12 protein-coding genes and 1 CRISPR repeat array are annotated in these 18454 nt (G+C 44.3%); of the genes, 5 read left to right on the forward strand and 7 right to left on the reverse strand.

Annotated elements, in window-relative coordinates:
• Positions 1 to 137: 137 nt before the first annotated feature.
• The gene (locus H6F98_RS30975) at positions 138 to 935 is read right to left on the reverse strand and encodes a DUF928 domain-containing protein (RefSeq protein WP_192222578.1); all 798 of its coding nucleotides are present in this window, start codon (positions 933 to 935) and stop codon (positions 138 to 140) included.
• Positions 936 to 1372: 437 nt separating this feature from the next.
• Between H6F98_RS30975 and H6F98_RS30980 the strand changes: the two genes are divergently transcribed.
• Positions 1373 to 3058 (forward strand): transglutaminase domain-containing protein, encoded by a 1686-nt coding sequence (locus tag H6F98_RS30980; protein ID WP_192222579.1) that lies wholly within the window; start codon positions 1373 to 1375, stop codon positions 3056 to 3058.
• Positions 3059 to 3180: 122 nt separating this feature from the next.
• Here H6F98_RS30980 and H6F98_RS30985 read toward each other — a convergent pair whose 3' ends face one another.
• A complete protein-coding gene (locus H6F98_RS30985) occupies positions 3181 to 5211 on the reverse strand; it encodes an alpha/beta hydrolase (RefSeq protein WP_192222580.1) in 2031 nt (676 codons plus the stop codon).
• Between the two features lie 133 nt (positions 5212 to 5344).
• Between H6F98_RS30985 and hisA the strand changes: the two genes are divergently transcribed.
• Both hisA and H6F98_RS30995 read left to right on the forward strand, forming a co-directional pair.
• Entirely contained in the window at positions 5345 to 6118 is a 774-nt protein-coding gene (gene hisA, locus H6F98_RS30990; protein WP_192222581.1) for a 1-(5-phosphoribosyl)-5-[(5-phosphoribosylamino)methylideneamino]imidazole-4-carboxamide isomerase, read from the forward strand.
• A gap of 365 nt (positions 6119 to 6483) precedes the next feature.
• A complete protein-coding gene (locus tag H6F98_RS30995; RefSeq protein ID WP_192222582.1) occupies positions 6484 to 6696 on the forward strand; it encodes a hypothetical protein in 213 nt (70 codons plus the stop codon).
• A gap of 239 nt (positions 6697 to 6935) precedes the next feature.
• Positions 6936 to 7190: direct repeats of the CRISPR family, unit length 37 nt; unit sequence CTTTCAGCGCTATGTAATCCCTTTCAGGAATTGAAGA.
• A 3-nt stretch (positions 7191 to 7193) separates the two neighbouring features.
• On the opposite strand, the gene H6F98_RS31000 is transcribed toward H6F98_RS30995, so the two are convergent.
• Both H6F98_RS31000 and infC read right to left on the reverse strand, forming a co-directional pair.
• The gene (locus H6F98_RS31000; protein ID WP_192222583.1) at positions 7194 to 10205 is read right to left on the reverse strand and encodes a HEAT repeat domain-containing protein; all 3012 of its coding nucleotides are present in this window, start codon (positions 10203 to 10205) and stop codon (positions 7194 to 7196) included.
• Positions 10206 to 10299: 94 nt separating this feature from the next.
• Positions 10300 to 10842 carry a translation initiation factor IF-3 gene (gene infC / locus H6F98_RS31005; protein WP_192222755.1) on the reverse strand — a complete coding sequence of 181 codons (543 nt, stop codon included), beginning with the start codon at positions 10840 to 10842 and terminating at the stop codon, positions 10300 to 10302.
• 219 nt (positions 10843 to 11061) lie between these two features.
• Here infC and H6F98_RS31010 point away from each other — a divergent pair, with 219 nt between their 5' ends.
• Complete coding sequence (locus tag H6F98_RS31010; protein ID WP_192222584.1) at positions 11062 to 12015, forward strand: alpha/beta fold hydrolase; 954 nt, start codon at positions 11062 to 11064, stop codon at positions 12013 to 12015.
• Between the two features lie 288 nt (positions 12016 to 12303).
• On the opposite strand, the gene H6F98_RS31015 is transcribed toward H6F98_RS31010, so the two are convergent.
• On the reverse strand, positions 12304 to 12675 hold the full coding sequence (locus tag H6F98_RS31015) for a BON domain-containing protein (RefSeq protein ID WP_192222585.1): 372 nt from the start codon (positions 12673 to 12675) through the stop codon (positions 12304 to 12306).
• A gap of 281 nt (positions 12676 to 12956) precedes the next feature.
• Between H6F98_RS31015 and ilvN the strand changes: the two genes are divergently transcribed.
• On the forward strand, positions 12957 to 13475 hold the full coding sequence (gene ilvN, locus H6F98_RS31020; protein ID WP_192222586.1) for an acetolactate synthase small subunit: 519 nt from the start codon (positions 12957 to 12959) through the stop codon (positions 13473 to 13475).
• Positions 13476 to 13563: 88 nt separating this feature from the next.
• Here the strand turns inward: ilvN and H6F98_RS31025 are convergent, their stop codons facing one another.
• Complete coding sequence (locus H6F98_RS31025; RefSeq protein WP_192222587.1) at positions 13564 to 15888, reverse strand: PAS domain S-box protein; 2325 nt, start codon at positions 15886 to 15888, stop codon at positions 13564 to 13566.
• Positions 15889 to 16454: 566 nt separating this feature from the next.
• Complete coding sequence (locus H6F98_RS31030) at positions 16455 to 18407, reverse strand: pentapeptide repeat-containing protein (RefSeq protein ID WP_192222588.1); 1953 nt, start codon at positions 18405 to 18407, stop codon at positions 16455 to 16457.
• Between the last annotated feature and the right edge of the window lie 47 nt (positions 18408 to 18454).

Genomic DNA, 18454 nt, shown 5'->3' on the forward strand with positions numbered 1-18454 from the left:
CGATGGAAAATTAAATGAAGATAAACTCACCGTTTAGTGATATAGCAATCTGTTGATTAGTAAGAAATAGGAACCTTCCTACTCGTTGCTAATGATGAAAAGCCGCCACTGAGTACGTTTATTTATGCCCAACTCCTCTAGTTGCTGGTGTTTCTCGCACTCTGAATTACAGGTTCTTGGGCAATCACCTCCAGTCCTACAGAACTGAGTAGGGTTCTCCAAGCAGCGGTGATGTTACTATCGTAGGGGCGATCGCGTCGTAGCTCGACTAACGCTGCTACTGTTTCATACCAAAGCTTCTTGTCTGCATATAGACCTACACGCTCTTGGGGGCTAGCTTGCTGGACACGAAGCGCAAGATTTGGGTCAGGTGCGACTCGCTTCAACATTCCAAATACTGTAAGGTCTTCAGACCGATCAGAGTCTTTGGAATTACACATCAATGTCAACTCCCAGTGATATTCCCGACCCATTTCTAGAGGATAGAGGTTAGAAACGCTCAAGCTCATAATACCAGGTGCTCCCACAACACCTTGAGCAGAGGTCGTCAACGTATACTCAGCTGTGTAAATTTCTTGATCGTTTGCATCCTTGAGTACAAACTCTACGGCCGGTGCTGGTGCATCCGCCGAGATTTCAGGCATGTACCAAAAGACAGTCGGATTTTCTGCCATCGTCTCTCCCGCCCCGTCAACTGGAACTAGGGCAATGAGTGGCTTACTTGCCTTCGTCATGCAAGGGCCTCTTGTCGCCCCCTGTTGCCTGTTGACAGGTTTGCCTATACCACTTGGCGGTCTAAAGGCATTTTCCAGCCTGTTACTGAGAGAGACAGGAGTTGATCGGGGTTGAGGCTGTGCTACGACATTGAGGCTAAGCCCCAGCATCAAAGCCGCCGTTATGATTGTGAAGCGTGATGAGCGTTTGAACCAAGCCATGATAGGAGTATTTTCGGGTAGATCGGGGACTTTTATTTATTAAAGATGACAGAACCGAAGCATAGGTTCCAACACATTGGTAGCTAATCTATGATAATCAGGTTCTAATACGAGCATCTGGCTTGGTTTTGATTGTTATCACTTGAGACATTGAAAGCCTTGCTACCCTTTGAGGTTGAATAACAATAACTAAGCTGTCACTGGCGCTCGTTCTAAACAACCCTGAACCCAACGGTTGGGCTACGCTAATGTGTTTAGCTTTTGCGATCGCCTGAGCTGATGCACGCTTGAAGGGTTTGTGGTCAGTAGTTCAGTGGTCTAAAACAATTGCCAAGGAACTCTCAACAGTAAACAACGGCTCAAAAACGACATGGAGGAGTAATTTCTTAAACAATCCCCTAAGTTCCACTGTTACATAAACTTCATCTATCGTCAGTATGATTACTAATTTAGCCTCCTCTGTTCTACAAAAGCAAAATCCCTGGTTCCGCACAATTAGACCAATTGCTGTCTCTGCTTTGCAAGGTATCGCATTTCAGGGAGACACACTGATTGCTATTGATTCAACCAATGGTTATCTATTGCAAATCGATCCCCTGAGCAATAACACCAAAATTTTGAACCCATCCCGTGAGTTAGATTTTGCTGATGCTACAGGTTTAGCTCTCTTAGGAGACACTGTGTGGTTGACGATAAACGATAGTGTTTACTTCTGTCCGCTAAACGGGGCTTCAGAGCTTCAGCACTTTGTTACCTTACCGTACACAGCGAATGGAATCGCTATTAAAGACTCAACGATCTATGTCACCTGCGAAAAAGCTGGCTATATTCTTGTTTACAGCCGCAACACAGGTCGTGAGATTACTCGGCTACGTGCCCCAGGCGTTGGAGTAGAGAATATTACAGTACGTGATGAAGAACTTTGGGTCTCAGACGCACAGGAACAGAGCGTTTTTTGCCTTGACCGCGCTACGGGTGAAATTCAATTTAGCGTTTTAACCCCTTTTGAAAACCCTACGGGCTTAGCGTTTCACACTGACCCTCAAACAGGGCAAGATATCCTTTATGTCGCCTATGCTAGCGAAGAACCCTACATCCGGGATAACCCAAACGCCGACCCTAACTACGAACTACAGTATCGCGATCGCACATTTATTCATCCTCTGCACTTTCGGTACGACCCAGAACGTCGTTGTGCCCTCTCTAGTGGCTATTTAATTGAAATGTCGTATGTCGAGGAACTTGCTCCCCTCGAAGATGTAGAGTTAAAAGACGTAGAATGGCGCATTGCTTTGCCGGCAGAAACTGATCGGCAAAAGGTCAGGAAAGTAGAGCCAGTGGGCATCCCCTTCACAGAAGAACTTCACAACGATCAGCGAGTTGCCGTCTTTAAATTTGACACCCTTAAACCTGGTGAACGGCATCTATTTGGCTGGAAAGCCCTTTTAGAAGTTTGGAGCATTAAATACCGCCTGACACCACGAGATGTCGAAAAGCTTCCAGAGTTGCCGCCAGACTTTGAAGAGCGGTATTTAGTGGATAATGATGACCTTGCTATGGACACGGAGATTATTCGTCAGGCTGCCCGTGAAGCGATTGGTCGTGAAACGAATCTTCTGCGGAAAATTTACAATATCCGCAATTATGTTTACGACAAACTTTCCTACGGTATTAAACCTCATATCGATAGTCCAGACGTAGCATTAGCGCGAGGGGTAGGTTCCTGCGGGGAGTACTTAGGTGTTTTACTGGCTTTAGGACGCCTCAATGGTATCGCCTGTCGTACCGTTGGTCGCTATAAATGTCCTGCCCATGCTGATAAATTGGGTGTCCCTTTAGAGCCAGACTTTAATCATGTTTGGATGGAATTTTATGTTCCTGGCATAGGCTGGCTACCAATGGAATCCAATCCTGATGACATTACTGAAGGTGGACCCTATCCTACTCGCTTTTTCATGGGTCTTGCTTGGTATCACATGGAATTAGGGAAAGGGATTACTTTTGAAAGCCTCCGCAGTCAAGGTGCTCCTGTTAATAAAGAAAATGCTTCGATTGGTGAGTTAGCAATTAATCATGTAAGGTTTACAATTCTGGAGGAATTGGTGCCATCAGAGTCAGAATAAGTCTAAGCGACTGGGAAGCATTCAGTTTTGCAAACAATCTCCTACCCTCACCCCCAACCCCCTCTCTCAATACTGGGCTTCCCCTCGGTGACTCTAGACTGCCAGGTAAACACACCTTAGGCTTATGACTTGAGCATTTCCCGCCTGATTTGTTCGCGATCGCATCCTAGAATATCGATTTCATAACGTGCTGAGGAGAGAAGAACCTGAATTTTTCTGCGATCGCACTCTTCACAGAGATAATCTAGAGCAGACTGGCGGTTATTCTGGCTTAACGAATCTAGGAAACCGCCAAAGCCTAGAAAAGCCAGCCTATACATCACTTGTTGGGTAAATTGCCCATTAAAGTAACCGCCGTGAGTATTGATTTTCCCTAAAGCTGAAGCCAGGGTTAAGCGGATGTAATAAATTAAACCAGGCTCCCATCTTCGTTTTTTCAGGCTAAGCACTCTTTGAAGGATAGAATTTGGTTTAATCGTCTGATCGGTATAATCTGTACAATCAAAGTAAGTAAATAAGCTAGCAATTTCTTCTTCAGTTCCTTGGAAGCCGTGATATCTTTTCTGAATATCTTTGAGAGATTGTTGTAGATCGAACGAGTCCACAAAAAGGCTTTCTAGGACTTCATTTTGGGATAATTTTTGATATTGCTTCAGTTGTTCTAGATTGACGATCCCACTGCCTTGATTATTTTTGATAGCGACATTACCTAGACGATAGCCACTTTCTCGTGTACTCGCAGGAAAAGAGATATAGTTAGCAACTGTTGAGGCTAACCTTAGCGCTAAATCTCCTTCATTACTAAACAAGTAGGCTTCTTCAAAGCGGCGCAAAGACGAACGTAAGAAGTTTGCTCGTCCTGAGAGGATGGTATTAATTGGAATATCTGGAGAGATAAGAAGTAAACGCCCAAAGCAGAAGGCACGCCCAATTGTTAAAGTAGGGACTTTCTTCGTTGAGCCTAAAGTTCCTACCGAACTTAAATCAAATACATTGGAAAGGAGTCTAACAGCATTAGTAACAACATAAGCTCCCATACTATGACCTATGAATGTCAGCTTGATTCGATTCCGCTCTTTCCAATACCTTTTAGCTTGATTTTCGAGTAATTCTATTGCAGCTTCTCTTAACTCATGAAATTCATCTTCTACATCTTTGGCAATCAATCTCGTTGCTAGTTTTACAATCTCTTCAAAGTCTTGTTTTGTGATAGAAGAAATAGTCTTTTTGAAAATCCAAGATTCATCGAATTCTTCTAAATTAACTACCTTATCTTTACAATAGCTTTCGACGACTTGATTACATATCAGTTCTAAGTCTTGCTCATTAACAAGAGCTTGCAGTTCTGGATTCAGCGCATTCTTGACTTTGTGAGTAAATTGTTCTTTTAGCTTGTTAATCAAGCTAATGTTTTGGATATATTTCTCTTTAATTTGGTTAACTAAAGCTTTATCAAGTTGCCGAATAAATTCAACTAAATCAGGAACTCCAAAATTACTAGCTCTGTAGTTATCTCGAAAATAAACTAGTGCCCTTAATAGAATTAAACTAATTACAAAGAAAAACAAAACCATTAAAACCAATAAAATAATTGCATTGATATAGAAAAAAGGATTGGTATACATAAATTGACGAACCTGTGGTAGCATTGAAAGCCCAATGCCAATAATCCCACCGATTAGCATAGCTCTAGCTAGAAGTGGCAAAGCAGTAAAAGCAGCACACAGCTTTTGCCAAACCCCTCCTGGTTCATCACCAACTAATGTTTCTGACGGCCATCGATAGCCAATGAACATTAATTTGTTGGCTCGGTCTTGAACTTGTTGACTACTATCGGTTCTGATATAGTTATAAATTTCTTGATACCGAGCTTTGGTAGCTGCGCGACTATTATTGAAGCCATGGATAGCAAAAACTATCTCAACAAAGTCTTTTTTATTTTCTGGATTATTAATTCGTGTATCTAATTTATTAAATAGTAACTCTGCAATCTTGTTGAGATTTTGCTCCGCTTCTTTCGCCGTTGAATGCTTATGAGCTTGTGGAGTATCTCCTTCTACGTTAATTGGGGCAGTACTCTCAACAAAATATCCAGGGATTTTAGGATTTTCTTCTTCCGATAAAGAAAATATTGAAATTAAAGATTTACTCATATTTGAATGATATTTATTTTTAGTTGTTTAAATCAATGGTGATAAAAGAGGCTTATTGTATTCTCATGTTAATCCTTAATGGTCTAAATTGAGGATTAGTTGATTTTTCATGAAGCGAGTTTAGAAATTACCGATGGAAGTTATTCCAGCCATTGATTTACTCGAAGGTCGTTGTGTGCGGTTGTATCAGGGAGATTATGAGCGATCGCAAGTATTTAACGATAACCCTGCTGATGTTGCCAAACAATGGGTTGATCAAGGAGCCACACGACTGCATATTGTTGACTTAGACGGTGCTAAAGTGGGTCATCCAGTGAATACTCAAGCGATCGCAGCGATTGTGCAAGCTGTCTCTGTACCCGTGCAAGTTGGAGGGGGTTTACGCGATCGCGTTGGTGTTGCTCAACTTTTGTCTACTGGTGTCCAGCGAGTTATTTTAGGCACAGCTGCTGTTGAAGATCACCCACTGGTAGAACAACTGTGCAAAGAATTTTCAGGACAAATCGTGATTGGTATCGATGCACGCAATGGCTTGGTTGCAACTCGTGGTTGGTTGGAAATGTCAGAGGTGAAGGCAACAGATCTTGCTGGGCAGATGGCTCAACTGGGAGTTGCGGCGATCATTTATACTGACATCCACCGTGATGGTACACTCGCCGGACCAAATCTAGATGCTTTGAGAGAACTGGCTACAGGTATTTCTATTCCTGTGATTGCCTCTGGTGGTGTTAGTTCAATTACCGACCTTTTAAGTTTACTTGCCCTCGAACCGCTAGGAGTTAGTGGTGTTATTGTGGGTCGAGCGCTCTACACAGGTGATATTCTTTTGAAAGAAGCCATTCAAGCCGTTGGTTCAGGACGTTTACAGGATATTCCTCCAGATCTAGGCTTTTCGTCATTTGCTTAAGGTATGCAAAGTGTGATCACACTTTTGTTGATTTGAATTACTGCACTCTGTAGAGGCGAAGCATTTGGACGATAAGTTAGAGGAAAAAACGATGATTCTGCTATCCAAATGCTTCGCCCTTGCCCGTTGTATAGGTAAGCTTAACTACACAGCAACTTGATAGCAATTGAGCCTCTCAAAAGGAATACATCTCAAGGAATATATAAAAGGAATGAACTATTAATTCCGTGAGCTGCGATTCTGCGAATGTGGCAAAATTTATTTAACTTAACAATAGCAATGCCCCCTAGGCAAATGATTGCAGTCATCTGTCTAGCAGGACTTCCTCCCAAATTGACAACACCAATCCAGGAGACAACCTTAAAATGCCAAAAGCTAACGATGAACATCTTCCTGATCTAGATAGATATCACTTCCAGGAACAAGCAATTGTGCGTTACAAGTGTCTTAAAAGTCTTAAACAAGCTGAATTAAGTTTAGAAGATCGGATGTTCTTGCAAAACTTTCAGTGTGCAATGTCCTATCTTTGGAATTTTCCTGAACACAGCAGAAAAAATTTCTCTGGCTATCGTTTTTAGGTGTAGTGGCAAATGCGCGAATGGGTAGGTGTTTTTATGAATAAGCTACGTTTGAAGCGGTAGGGCTAATTAGATCAAGGATTACAAGCCATTCCAGCTAATCAACGATTCGCGCATTAGTCACAGCAAGGGTTTGAGCGATTTTGCCTGTTGACAAATAGTGATTTTTTTGAAATGATTAAGTCATTCGCGCAACTGCACCTTGAAAACTACATACAGCAAGCTTTTCAGCCTCCCGCTCTTTCAGCGCTATGTAATCCCTTTCAGGAATTGAAGATGAGATCTACGGATGGGAGATTCAAGAGCTACTAACTTTCAGCGCTATGTAATCCCTTTCAGGAATTGAAGAAGCGCTGAGGAAATTTCGAGCATTCCAGAGCTTCCTTCTTTCAGCGCTATGTAATCCCTTTCAGGAATTGAAGAATGGTAAAACAACAACTGCTATGTACATTGCCTACTTTCAGCGCTATGTAATCCCTTTCAGGAATTGAAGAGGATTAGCTAACTTGACCTAACTCTTCAATCATCTGCTGAACTTGAGCAGCAACTAAACGATCTGAATCCGCTTTCAATGCTGGTAACAACTCCATACAAGCACGAGGAGAAGCCGCTTTTAGATACGTCAAAACAGCTTCCCGAACAAAACCTATAGGATGACGTAGACATACTAGCGTTCCTTCTGGAGTTAGACTCCAGTGAGCAGCCTTCGCTAAGTGAAAACAACAAGCTAACGGCCAGTCTGCCACAAAATGCCGTAGATCAATCAACCGCCGTAAGCGATCGCTTGGACTCATCGGTTGATAAGGCACCAACTCTTCCAAGGAAGCAAGCTTCTCAGTCGTAGAACGGCGGTCTAGAATTGCCAAAAACGCTCGTTTCTGTGGAATATCTATCGTATTATCCAGAATTTCTATCGCCAAGGCAATATTCGTCCGTGATTCCGACTCTAGATTGAAGGCAGCCGCTTGAATCGCGCTTACCGGATAAAGGAACTTCATTAACAAGAAGCACCGCTCAAACAAGTCACTTTGTGTATCTTGTAGCGCCCGTCGTAGCAAATCTGCCTCTCGCCCAGAGATCTTATCTGCCCCTAGGTCAATAAGCGCTGCATAAATCTGGCCCAAAAACAGTAATTCTTGCTCAATTAGAGTTTCTACGCCACTGCGGCCCAAGCGGTCAAGCACTCCCTCAATCCCCGCTTCATTCGGGATTTTCAGGAGGATACGAAGAATATTACGGCGCGTCTTATCCCAACTCGTCATCAACTGTCGTACCAGTTGATTTAAGGCTTCCGGTGACCCCACCTCACCCAATGCCGTCCAAGCTTGTAACCTCACCAAATCAGGTTTATGGGGATCTTCCGCCAACTCCAACAACAACGGAATCGCTTCATCTCCAAGACGAACTAAAGCCCCTCTAGCCGCCTCACGAGTAGATTTGTAGTACAGTCCCCGAACCAGCGAGGGATAATACTCTTCCAACCGTGTTGCCGCAATAACCTCAAGTAAGGCACAGCGCACTCGCAATGACTCATCCTGCAAAAGACTGGGGATATAAAGCCTAAGCGCTTGCAAATAATCAGCCTCTCCCAGCGCTCTAGTCGCCATCACCCGCTCACGTTCCCGTTTTGAGATGAGCATCCGCCGCAGAGTATTCGTTGCTTCTGCCTTCTCTGTCGGTGTTCCTCGACGCAAAATTAAAGCCGCTGCTGTTCCTCGCACGGTTGGATCAACAGCCGAGTGCAGATAATGTTTAATTGCGCGAACCTCCAGTTCAGGTTGAGTTAGCCAAACGTAACGCAGTGCCAACGCAAGCACTTCTACTGGTGGTTTTTGATCAATTAGGACTTGAACATCATTTAAGTAAGCTGGGTTGGGATTTTCTAGCATCGCCTCCAAACTCTGGCGCTGTAGTGCTACTGATAGCCGAGGCAATAGTGGTGCTAGCACTTCACCAACATTCGTGGGGTCAATTTGGTATAGCAGTTGAATACAAGAGCGTTTATCGGCTTCCGTACCTGGTTGCTCTAAGGCTTCTACCACTGCCCGCTTAAATGCCCGCAAGTCCACATCCGAAAAACCCAACCGTCCTTGTTCAGCACTCTGAACCAGCAAACTGACATAACTTGAACGCAATAACCAAGCACTCAATAGCCAGATTAGCGAAAACATCACAATGGCAAAGATAAATACCCAACTTTGCCATTGCTGCAATATCACTTCCGACTGTCCTGGAAATGTCCAGTGAAACAGCCAAATCGTTGCTAAAATCCCAATGCCAGTTATGCCTGTGGTTGTCGGTTCAGCAATTCCCTGTACTGAAGTCTGGATGGAATTGCGGATTGCTTCTGGTAGCGGTTGGAAGAGTACGGGTTCAATGCCAGCGATTAAGGTATATCGCAATAGCTCATCAACGAACCTAAGCAAGATGAGTCCAATAAACAGCCCCGTAATCAATTCCGGTAAGGCAACAACGTTACGGATAAGCTCAATCACGAAATCTAGCAATCCCGTTAATGTCATCAAGCCTATGATTGACAACGAGGCGGGCAACATCATCGCCGCAACAAACACACCTAATCGGTCAATGGCTCGACTAGAGATAAACCATTGGCTAACGAGTTCAAATAGCCCGACACATCCGCTGAATAAACCCAGGAAACCTGCGATATCAGAGGCATCTAAGTTTTCCTCTAATTGACCGAGGTATTGAAATTCAATCAGGAGATAAAGCGCTTCACCCAGGATAAAAAAGGCAAATAAAGGAATAATGTACCGTCGCAGAGGCCCACTGGTACGACGGACGGTGAATTCGTCCTCCTCATCTTCCCACTGACGCATTGGAGAGTTCGGAAAGGCTTGCTGATAGCGCTGAGCCAAGTAGAACAATGTTCCCGCCGCTAACAGCATCATGACAGCCGCAACAATAATTACATTTTCTAGCCCAACAAGGAACAGCAGAAGCGGCAAGGAGAAGCCTGAAATTACGTCTGCAACTAAAAGACCACTAGAAATTAATGGGTAGGCGCGTTTAATCTCCCGAATATTGAACAGTTGATTGGCGGCGACTTGGGAGTTGAGGTCGTTGAGGACTTCTACTGCATCCATCCACAAGCGCAAGAGAAAGACGGTACCCAAAGCAATGAGACCGTCGAAATAATCAATATTTAGTGCCAGACGACAGATTACTAAGGGGAAAGCCGTCGAAAGTGCGATCGCCACCAAGACAATCCGCATTGGCAAAATGCTTTGTAGCCAGGAATACAAAACACCCAACCCAGAACACATCAAGGCACTGGCGATGTAAATGACGGGCAACCAACTGGCACTGTACTTGTCTAAGAACAGTGCCACTGTGCTGTGTTCAAACCAAAGCAGACCAATTGAGGTAACGGTGTAGAACACGAACATCAGAAATGTTCGTTCACCTTCTTCTGGGCGAAGATTCACCCATTGGAGGATTTTCCGTACCCAGACACCCTGAACAGGAGCACGAGGTTGCAGTTTCATTTGTCAAATTTGTCAGTTGTCATTCGTCAGTTGCCAGTTGTTCCCTTGATGGTCACTGACCACTAACGACTGACCACTGACCATTAACCATTAATCATTTTTTTGGAGAAAGCAGCATCATCATGTTGCGACCTTCACGTTTTGGCGCTTGCTGGACTTCTGCTACTTGTTCCAAATCCGTTGCCATGCGCTTGAGCAAATCCTCGGCTAAGTCGCTATGTTGAATTTCTCGCCCTCGGAAGGTAATCGTGGCTTTGACCTTATCACCATCTTTAAGAAAACGCACAGCTTGATTGACACGAACCTGATAGTCGTGATCTTCAATCTTGTAGCGCATCTTCACTTCTTTGACATCAGCCGTATGCTGCTTCTTTCGGGCTTCGCGAGCTTTCTTTTCTTGCTCAAATTTGTACTTGCCGTAGTCCATGATGCGACACACTGGCGGATCTGCCTTGTCGCTAACCAAGACGAGATCCAACTCTTGTTCCTCGGCGATGCGTAAGGCTTCTTGAGGCGTAATTATCCCTAGCTGACCTCCATCTTTGTCGATGGCTCGAATCTTGGGAAAGCGAATCCTCTCGTTAATTTGGGGTAGATCGCGTTGGCGTCTTTTATCAATCACAGGTGTTTGTTTGATTTGTAGGTGTTGGAGGGTTGATAAAGAGTAGGCTTAATGTACACTTGCCATTTTACTGAGTCTTATCAAATTTCTGTTGAGCTTGTTAATGTATCTTCCAAATCGCTGAGTGTAGGGAAACTCTATACGCTGTAAAGCCGTCATTCTAGGACACGCCGCTCAGGGGAAGTCAGTAAAATGGAAGAGGGTTTGTAAACGTTCTTGAAGTTGAGGCTTTTTGTGATAACGTCTGTGCATTGGCAGCAACGAGTTGGTAGTCAACGAGACTGGGTTTGGCGAGGCTGGCAGACCCGCTATACCTATTTTCGCGCACCACAAACCACTCAAGATCTAGCAACACCCGTTTTGCTGCTGCATGGGTTTGGAGCCTCAATTGGACACTGGCGCCACAATTTAGAAGTGATTGGTCAACATCACACTGTTTATGCCTTGGATATGCTGGGATTTGGCGCATCTCGGAAGGCATCCGCTAACTATAAGGTTGACCTTTGGGTAGAGCAGGTTTATGAATTTTGGCAAACCTTTATCCGACAGCCAGTGGTGCTTGTCGGTAACTCGATTGGGTCGCTGGTTTGTGTAGCTGCCGCTGCCGCTCATCCAGAAATGGTGAAAGCCATTGCCATGATCAACTTACCAGATTTTTCGCTGCGAGAAGAGGCACTTCCTCGCTGGTTACGACCGATAGTTTCAACGGTGGAAGGTCTGGTTGCATCACCTGTTGTACTAAAAAGCCTTTTTTACGTGGTACGCCGCCCTCCGATTGTTCGTAAATGGGTAGGGCTTGCTTATGCGACTCCCGTAGCAGTTACGGCTGAATTAGTGGAGATTTTAACAGGGCCCGCTCAAGATCGAGGAGCAGCAGCAACATTTAGTGCCCTTTTTAAGGCAATGACCTCGGCTGAGTTTGGTCCTCGTGTCAAAACGGTGTTACCAACGTTAAATATGCCACTACTTTTAATGTGGGGGTGTCAAGACCGGATGATTCCCCCGCAGTTAGCACGACAGTTTGTCGCCCTTAACTCAAATTTAGAGTTAGTTGAGATAGATAATGCGGGTCACTGTCCCCAGGATGAATGCCCTGAGCAAGTGAATCAAGTTTTGTTAGATTGGCTTGCTGCTAAGTGTACAAATACAAAAGACTCTAGAGCCTCTTCACTATCTGCGACGACTTAAATAGTGAGATTGGGCGTTGCTGAATAACGGTATGATTTCCGGTAGATCCCCGACTTCTGAATCAGATTTATCCCCTAGCAATCAAGGTTTTAGCAAAGAAGTCGGGGATCTGATCTATCGGTGCATTGTCTTAGCGCATTGCAACAACAATTGCAAATGTCAGCTAGCTATGACATAGATGCTTATATCGGCATTTGATTAGATTAAAAAGCTCTCTACCAAGGAGGCGTAGTAGAGAGCATAGAGACTAAATCTAATTAATGCCGTTTCGCCTGTGAAGAGAATAATTTAGCCAATACTTACTTGGTTTGTTTCAACGCCAGTTGCACCACTAACACCTCTTGCAACACTAACCATTTTGTCAAGAATGGCTTGGCTAGGAACTTTACCTTTGAAAACAACAGTACCGCCAGTTTGGGCAACATAAAGGGTATCAACATCATCCAGATCTGGGTCTTCATCAAACGCTAAAGCAACCCGCTTAGCAAGACCACTTTGGTCGTATTCTCCATTCAGACCAACTCGCTCTGGAGGAACCTGTTCTGTTTGGGCACCACCAGTAGCTACAGGCGATTGATTTGCTGTAGGCTGAGCAGCCGGAGGATTAACTTGGGCATCCTTGGGTTTACCCATACCAAATAGTCTTTGTAACCAACCCATAGTTTTTACACTCCAATAACACTAGATCGTCTTACATCTTATGGGATTATGGATAAATCTTGAAATCAAGCGCATCTGCCCAAAAACATATTAAGGTTTCGTTAATACTCTGACTTTTGGTGTAGGAGTTCCTCTATCTACAAATTACTTGTTCATGAGCAGTAATAGTTTGGGTGGTTTTGCCGTTGTGATAGAGCGCGATAAGATAGAAAGTTCTACGCTAAAATGACTTCAAAATTTTGGCGATCGCTCACATCAGCGCGGTGTCCTTGTTCTAACCAATGAAACATACTCTTTCAGTTTTGGTCGAAGATGAAGCCGGAGTCCTAACCCGAATTGCCGGATTATTTGCCCGTCGTGGCTTTAACATTGAAAGTCTCGCTGTCGGTCCAGCCGAGCAGGTGGGTATCTCCCGGATTACGATGGTGGTACCCGGAGATGACAACAGTATTGAGCAGTTGACCAAGCAACTCTACAAGCTAATCAACGTACTGAAAGTACAAGACATCACCACTACTCCCTGTGTTGAGCGGGAATTGATGCTGATTAAGGTGAATGCGACAAGTTCAACACGCTCAGAAATTATTGAACTGGCTCAGGTATTTCGCGCCCGTGTAGTAGATATTGCTGAGGATTCCCTGACTCTAGAAGTTGTGGGAGACCCTGGTAAGATCGTTGCGATCGTGCAGGTACTCGGTAAGTTTGGTATCCGTGAAATCGCCCGTACTGGAAAAATCGCTCTAACTCGTGAATCAGGGGTGAATACCGAATATCTCAAATCTCTAGAAGCAAAGGTTTAGTTGGACGCTAGACCTTCTGTGACGAAAGTTTCTCACTCGTTGCGATCGCAGGAGAAGGACGAGAGACTTCAGTATTGGAAAGTGACTCTCAATGAGCGATCGCTCGTTTCACGACTTCTTCGTGAAGACAATCTTGGCAGCTTTCAGCTTCCTTGAGCTGCACAGGCAGCACAATTGAGAATTCTGTTCCTTCCCCTGGTGTTGAAAAACATTTCAGTTGACCACCGTGTTTGTCAACAACAATCTGAAAGCTGATTGACAAACCTAACCCTGTCCCTTTACCCACCGACTTGGTTGTAAAGAAGGGGTCAAATACCTGTTGTTGCATCTGAGGCGGTATTCCAGGGCCATTGTCTACGATGCGAATAAGCACTGTGTTGTCATCTTGGACTTCTGTAAGAATCCGGATTGTCGGTTTTTGCGGAGCGACTTGAGGTGCAGAGGTTGAGGTATTCACACAGCCATTTCCAGTCTGCTCTTCAAGGATAGAATCTGTTTCTCGTGCTTCTTCTAAAGCATCAATAGCATTACTGAGAATATTCATGAACACCTGGTTGAGTTGCCCTGCATAGCACTCCACTGGTGGCAGTGTTCCATACTCTTTGATAACCTGAATTCCTGGATTTCCGGGTCTTGCTTTTAAGCGGTGCTGTAACAGAAGTAAGGTGTTATCAATACCTTGGTGCAAATCCACGGGTGCCCTAGCTGCCTTGTCCAAACGAGAAAAGTTCCGCAACGACAGCACCAATTGACGAATCCGTTCTGCGCCAAGCTGCATTGAATCCATAACTTTTGGTAAGTCTCTGCTGAGGAAATCTAAGTCAATTGCCTCGACTTCGGCTTGAATTGCTGGTGCTGGATTGGGATACTGCTGTCTGTAGAGGTCAATGAGGTGTAGCAAGTCTTGAGTGTAATGAGTTGCGTGGGGGATATTGCCGTAGATGAAAGAGACAGGGTTGTTGATTTCGTGGGCAATCCCAGCCACCAGTAGCCCCAAACTCGACATTTTCTCAGTTTGAATTAATTGAGTTTGAGTCTCTTGCAGTTCGTGTAGGGCTTGTTCTAGCTGAGCGGCTTTTTCTCGCAATTGCGCTTCTGATTGTATAAGGGCAGCTTCTGCTTCTTTTCGTTCTGTGATGTCGCGGGAGTTAACAACTAAGCGGGCGGGTGCATCCATCAAAAGATTGCTGTAGGTTGACTCTAAATAGCGCCATGAGCCTTCCTTATGCCGAAACCGTAGTTCTATGGAAAACTCAGTGGTTGGGTCTTGAACGACTCGTTGAAGGTCATCTTTGACTAAAGAAACATCGTCTGGATGCAGAAATTCAAAGGTATTTTTGCCAATCAACTCCTTTGGCTTGTAGCCCAAAATACTTTGCAGTGCAGGGCTTGCATACCGAATTGTGCCATCTGCTTCCAAAATGGTGATTAAGTTGGAGCTGTTTTGCAAAAGCGATCGCCATTTGGCTTCATTCTGCGCCCAAACGGCTGCCTCTCGCTTGCGTTCCTCTTCAACACCAATGGCAGCAGCGATAATCCCCATCAACTTTTTATCAGCTTCACTCGGCACAAAATTGTTTTGATAGACCACACATAGTGAACCGACATATTCACCACTGCATCTCACGGCTTTTCCTACATAAGTTTGCAACTGATAGGGAACAATCAAAGGATTGCTTTGAGCATAAGGCGAGTTTTGCAGGTCGTGAAACACAAATACTTGCTCACCACCCTGCTCAATAACCTCTTGGCAGATGTGGTTTTTTGGTTCGCTAACAATACTAAAATCCGGTGGTGTACGCCATTGACCGAATGACCACAGTAAGCCTTGATGCAGCCGATTGTAGAGTGCCCAAGTACCAGCCAGTAATTCTCCTGCAAGTGCGGTTAGGCAATTAATATTCTCATCGGGGTCTGCACCCAGCCGAGAAAAGCATTCATAAATTCTTGAGAGTTGTTCTCCAACCTTGAGGTTGGTGATGTCACTTAAGTTGCAAATAATTTGCTCCAAACAACCATCTGAGTTGATCATTGGTACGGTATTGACCGACAACCAGACGCGATCGCGGTTTGTCGGTCGATAAACACCTAAAACTAAGTTGCGTATCGCCTTGCGGGTTGAAAGCAGCAGCAATGCTTGTCTTGCCCGTACTGGTGCCGACTGAAGCTTGAGTTGGAACGGTGTTCCATCTTCTTGGATCACATGCCAATCGGGGTCAAGTGGCGTTTGACCAACTAACTGAGTATATGTTAGTCCCAGAAGATTCAGTGCTGCCTGATTCACTGAGCGGATTTCACCCTGCCCTCCCATAACCAACACACCAAGGGGTAACTCTTGGAAGGAAGTTTCCAAAGGGGTGTCACCCTTAGCTGCGAGGGCAGCATTTTGCTGATCAAGTTTTAGAGGTAACATAGCTTCCTATCAGGGGGGCTGGGTGAATATCTGGAGTCTTTTTCCTATTGACTCTTGTGTAGCTTTTTCAGATGTTGAATTGGATACACCCTGAGTAAGAACTTTCTACTTTATATCTTCTTATTTTGATTTTACGAGCTAAAATCTTTTCTGCTGAAAGGTAGATGCCAAATTATCAAAATTCCCACTCTAATTAAAATAGATTAACATCTCTGACGAGAATAACTGAAGGAATTTTAGGATTTTTTCATCAATAGTAGAAGTAAAGGCAAATCTCCAAACTCGCTCCTACTCTACACTGCACTGACATCGCTTTAAGAATTTGCTTGACTTTACTTCCTCAACATTTCTTAACAAAAAAACCTTTTTCATAGGCTGAGAGCTAGTTTGCCTGTTAACAACTCCGTTGTCATTTTTGTAAATTTTCTAGACGAAAATGATTGTGTCTCTAGAGTAGGAGAAAGCAATAACAAGGAACAAGAAGTAATAATCTTATACCTTATTGCAAAGTAGGTAAACTACGCCCGATAGGATGATGTAGTGAGGGATTATAAAGCCTAGTAGGACTACTTAAGATAAATCAATAAATTGAGTCCTGGAATGGTTCGAGAAAGAGTCCACAGGAGGAGGGCAAGATAAAGAATTCCTAAGCTCCATTGATACCAAACCAGAGTAGTGATGATGCCAGGAAGGTGTTCATCTCGCAAACGAATATCATTGAAGCCAAATTTCAGCAAGTTATTGAGGCTGAAGTCATAGTAATTGAGCCAGTTCCAGCGACGATCCCAAAGGATAGGCATATAACGTTCGCGAAAAAAGGGGAACCGAGGCACCACAGGTAAGCGTCCGATCAACAAACGCAACTGGCGCAAACTTCCGTCTTCAACGAAGTAAGTCACATCGATCAAGTCGTGATAGCGACCTTGTTGATAGAGTCGCCACAATAGCATTAAGGGAATTGGCACAAGAATTCCTCCTAAACACAAAAGTGTTAACCAAGGTTGTTCACCACTGCGAAAGATCGCAATCACTCCAGTAAACGTTAGTGAAGCGTAACTCCCTAACATACAAACCGTTTCTAAGTACGTCGGGAGAATTGGTTGAGGAAATCGCCGCCGCCAACGATCGAGTAGCCAGAACAGGAAACCAAAATAAGCGATCGCACAGCACCCAACCCCAAACACTAGCCAAAAACTCGTACCATACTCGCTCAACAGCAGCAGGAAACCTAAGCCCACCCAATGCACTACATCGTTTAGCCAATAGGAATGACTCCTATCGTCGCCTCTCTCTCCCAAAAGACGACTAGCCAGTTGCTCTCGGCGTAGACGTTCGGTAGTATATTCCAGGCGATTGGCATCAGCAATTTGCTCTTGTTCTCGAAAGTTCCGCACTAAATTACGAAGAACATCCTCATTACCTTGCAGCATTGGGATATAGAGAACGCGACCAATTTGAGCCGCATCGCCAAAAATTTTCGCTTGGTTAGAGTCAAACGTTAAACCTGCAACATTTAGGTAAGCATCTAGAGCAAACCGAGCATTGCTAAAATCCACTTGGTCAAGGAGACTTACACCGCCTAAGAGTACAGGTTCCTGGAACTGGCTTTCGCGAAAAGTGGTGGACTTTTCCAACGTAACGTCAGTGAGAATTAACGAGTGAGCAAACAGACTTTTGCTCATTAGTGAGCGATCGTGCCAATTCGATTGGGAAAAATCCACATCTTGAAGCCACTTTATCCGCGTGAAGTTCGCTAACTGTTCAAAGTCGGCTTCACTAAAACTTGCCTTAGCCTCAAAGGTACTACCTAAAAAATTAGCGTTGCCTCGAAAATGTGCTTGATTAAATCCAGCTTTGGCAAAGAAGGTACTACTACAAAAGTTGACATCTTGTTTAAACGTCGCCTCTGTAAAATCGGCTATTCTGCCAAAGCGAGTATTCGACCAATTTCCCTCCTGAACAAAAGTAGCGAACGGTGCTTCTAGCCGATGGAGAAAGAACGTATTGGCAAAATTAACGGTACCTGTGAAGCGGGTATGTACAAGTTTAATGGGTCCTCGAAAGATTGTGATTGGGCTATCCTGTTCAGTGAGTTCAGTCAAAAAGCGATCATCACGTTGTAATTGTTCTTGTTCAGTGGGTGTCAACAACGGGGATAGTGCAGGTGCATAAAGAGGCGATCGCAAACCTAAGCGACTTGCCGTAAACTCACCTTGAATCAAGGATTCACTCAAATCTATACCTAAAGGAATCTTTGAACGATTAATTTGGGTTTGCAACTGCTGGTAAAACAGGTCGCGAAACTCAGCATTTTCATTAGTCAAGTCAATCACTAGTTGCCGCAGGTCAATCATATAAACCCCCTCACTAGGAAGGGGCGACTTAATTCGTTCTTGCAGCAGTTCAAACGTAAGAATCATTCGTTCTGGTGGGGTTGCTGCCCATGTTGGTGTAGAAAGCAAAAGCAGGAGCAAAATCAGGGATAATCCAACTCGATGAATTTTTCTAACTAAAAGCATCAGTTTTTCAGGGGAAAGGGGAAAACTCTTAGAGAGTGCAAGCACCT

It is taken from the genome of Microcoleus sp. FACHB-SPT15, assembly GCF_014849525.1.
GTDB classification, from domain to species: domain Bacteria; phylum Cyanobacteriota; class Cyanobacteriia; order Cyanobacteriales; family Coleofasciculaceae; genus Symplocastrum; species Symplocastrum torsivum.

Bases quoted from the DNA above. Each gene is read 5' to 3' on its own strand.
- H6F98_RS30975 (WP_192222578.1), bottom strand. From the start codon at position 935: ATGGCTTGGTTCAAACGCTCATCACGCTTCACAATCATAACGGCGGCT.
- H6F98_RS30980 (WP_192222579.1), top strand. From the start codon at position 1,373: ATGATTACTAATTTAGCCTCCTCTGTTCTACAAAAGCAAAATCCCTGG.
- H6F98_RS30985 (WP_192222580.1), bottom strand. From the start codon at position 5,211: ATGAGTAAATCTTTAATTTCAATATTTTCTTTATCGGAAGAAGAAAAT.
- hisA (WP_192222581.1), top strand. From the start codon at position 5,345: ATGGAAGTTATTCCAGCCATTGATTTACTCGAAGGTCGTTGTGTGCGG.
- H6F98_RS30995 (WP_192222582.1), top strand. From the start codon at position 6,484: ATGCCAAAAGCTAACGATGAACATCTTCCTGATCTAGATAGATATCAC.
- H6F98_RS31000 (WP_192222583.1), bottom strand. From the start codon at position 10,205: ATGAAACTGCAACCTCGTGCTCCTGTTCAGGGTGTCTGGGTACGGAAA.
- H6F98_RS31015 (WP_192222585.1), bottom strand. From the start codon at position 12,675: ATGGGTTGGTTACAAAGACTATTTGGTATGGGTAAACCCAAGGATGCC.
- ilvN (WP_192222586.1), top strand. From the start codon at position 12,957: ATGAAACATACTCTTTCAGTTTTGGTCGAAGATGAAGCCGGAGTCCTA.
- H6F98_RS31025 (WP_192222587.1), bottom strand. From the start codon at position 15,888: ATGTTACCTCTAAAACTTGATCAGCAAAATGCTGCCCTCGCAGCTAAG.
- H6F98_RS31030 (WP_192222588.1), bottom strand. From the start codon at position 18,407: ATGCTTTTAGTTAGAAAAATTCATCGAGTTGGATTATCCCTGATTTTG.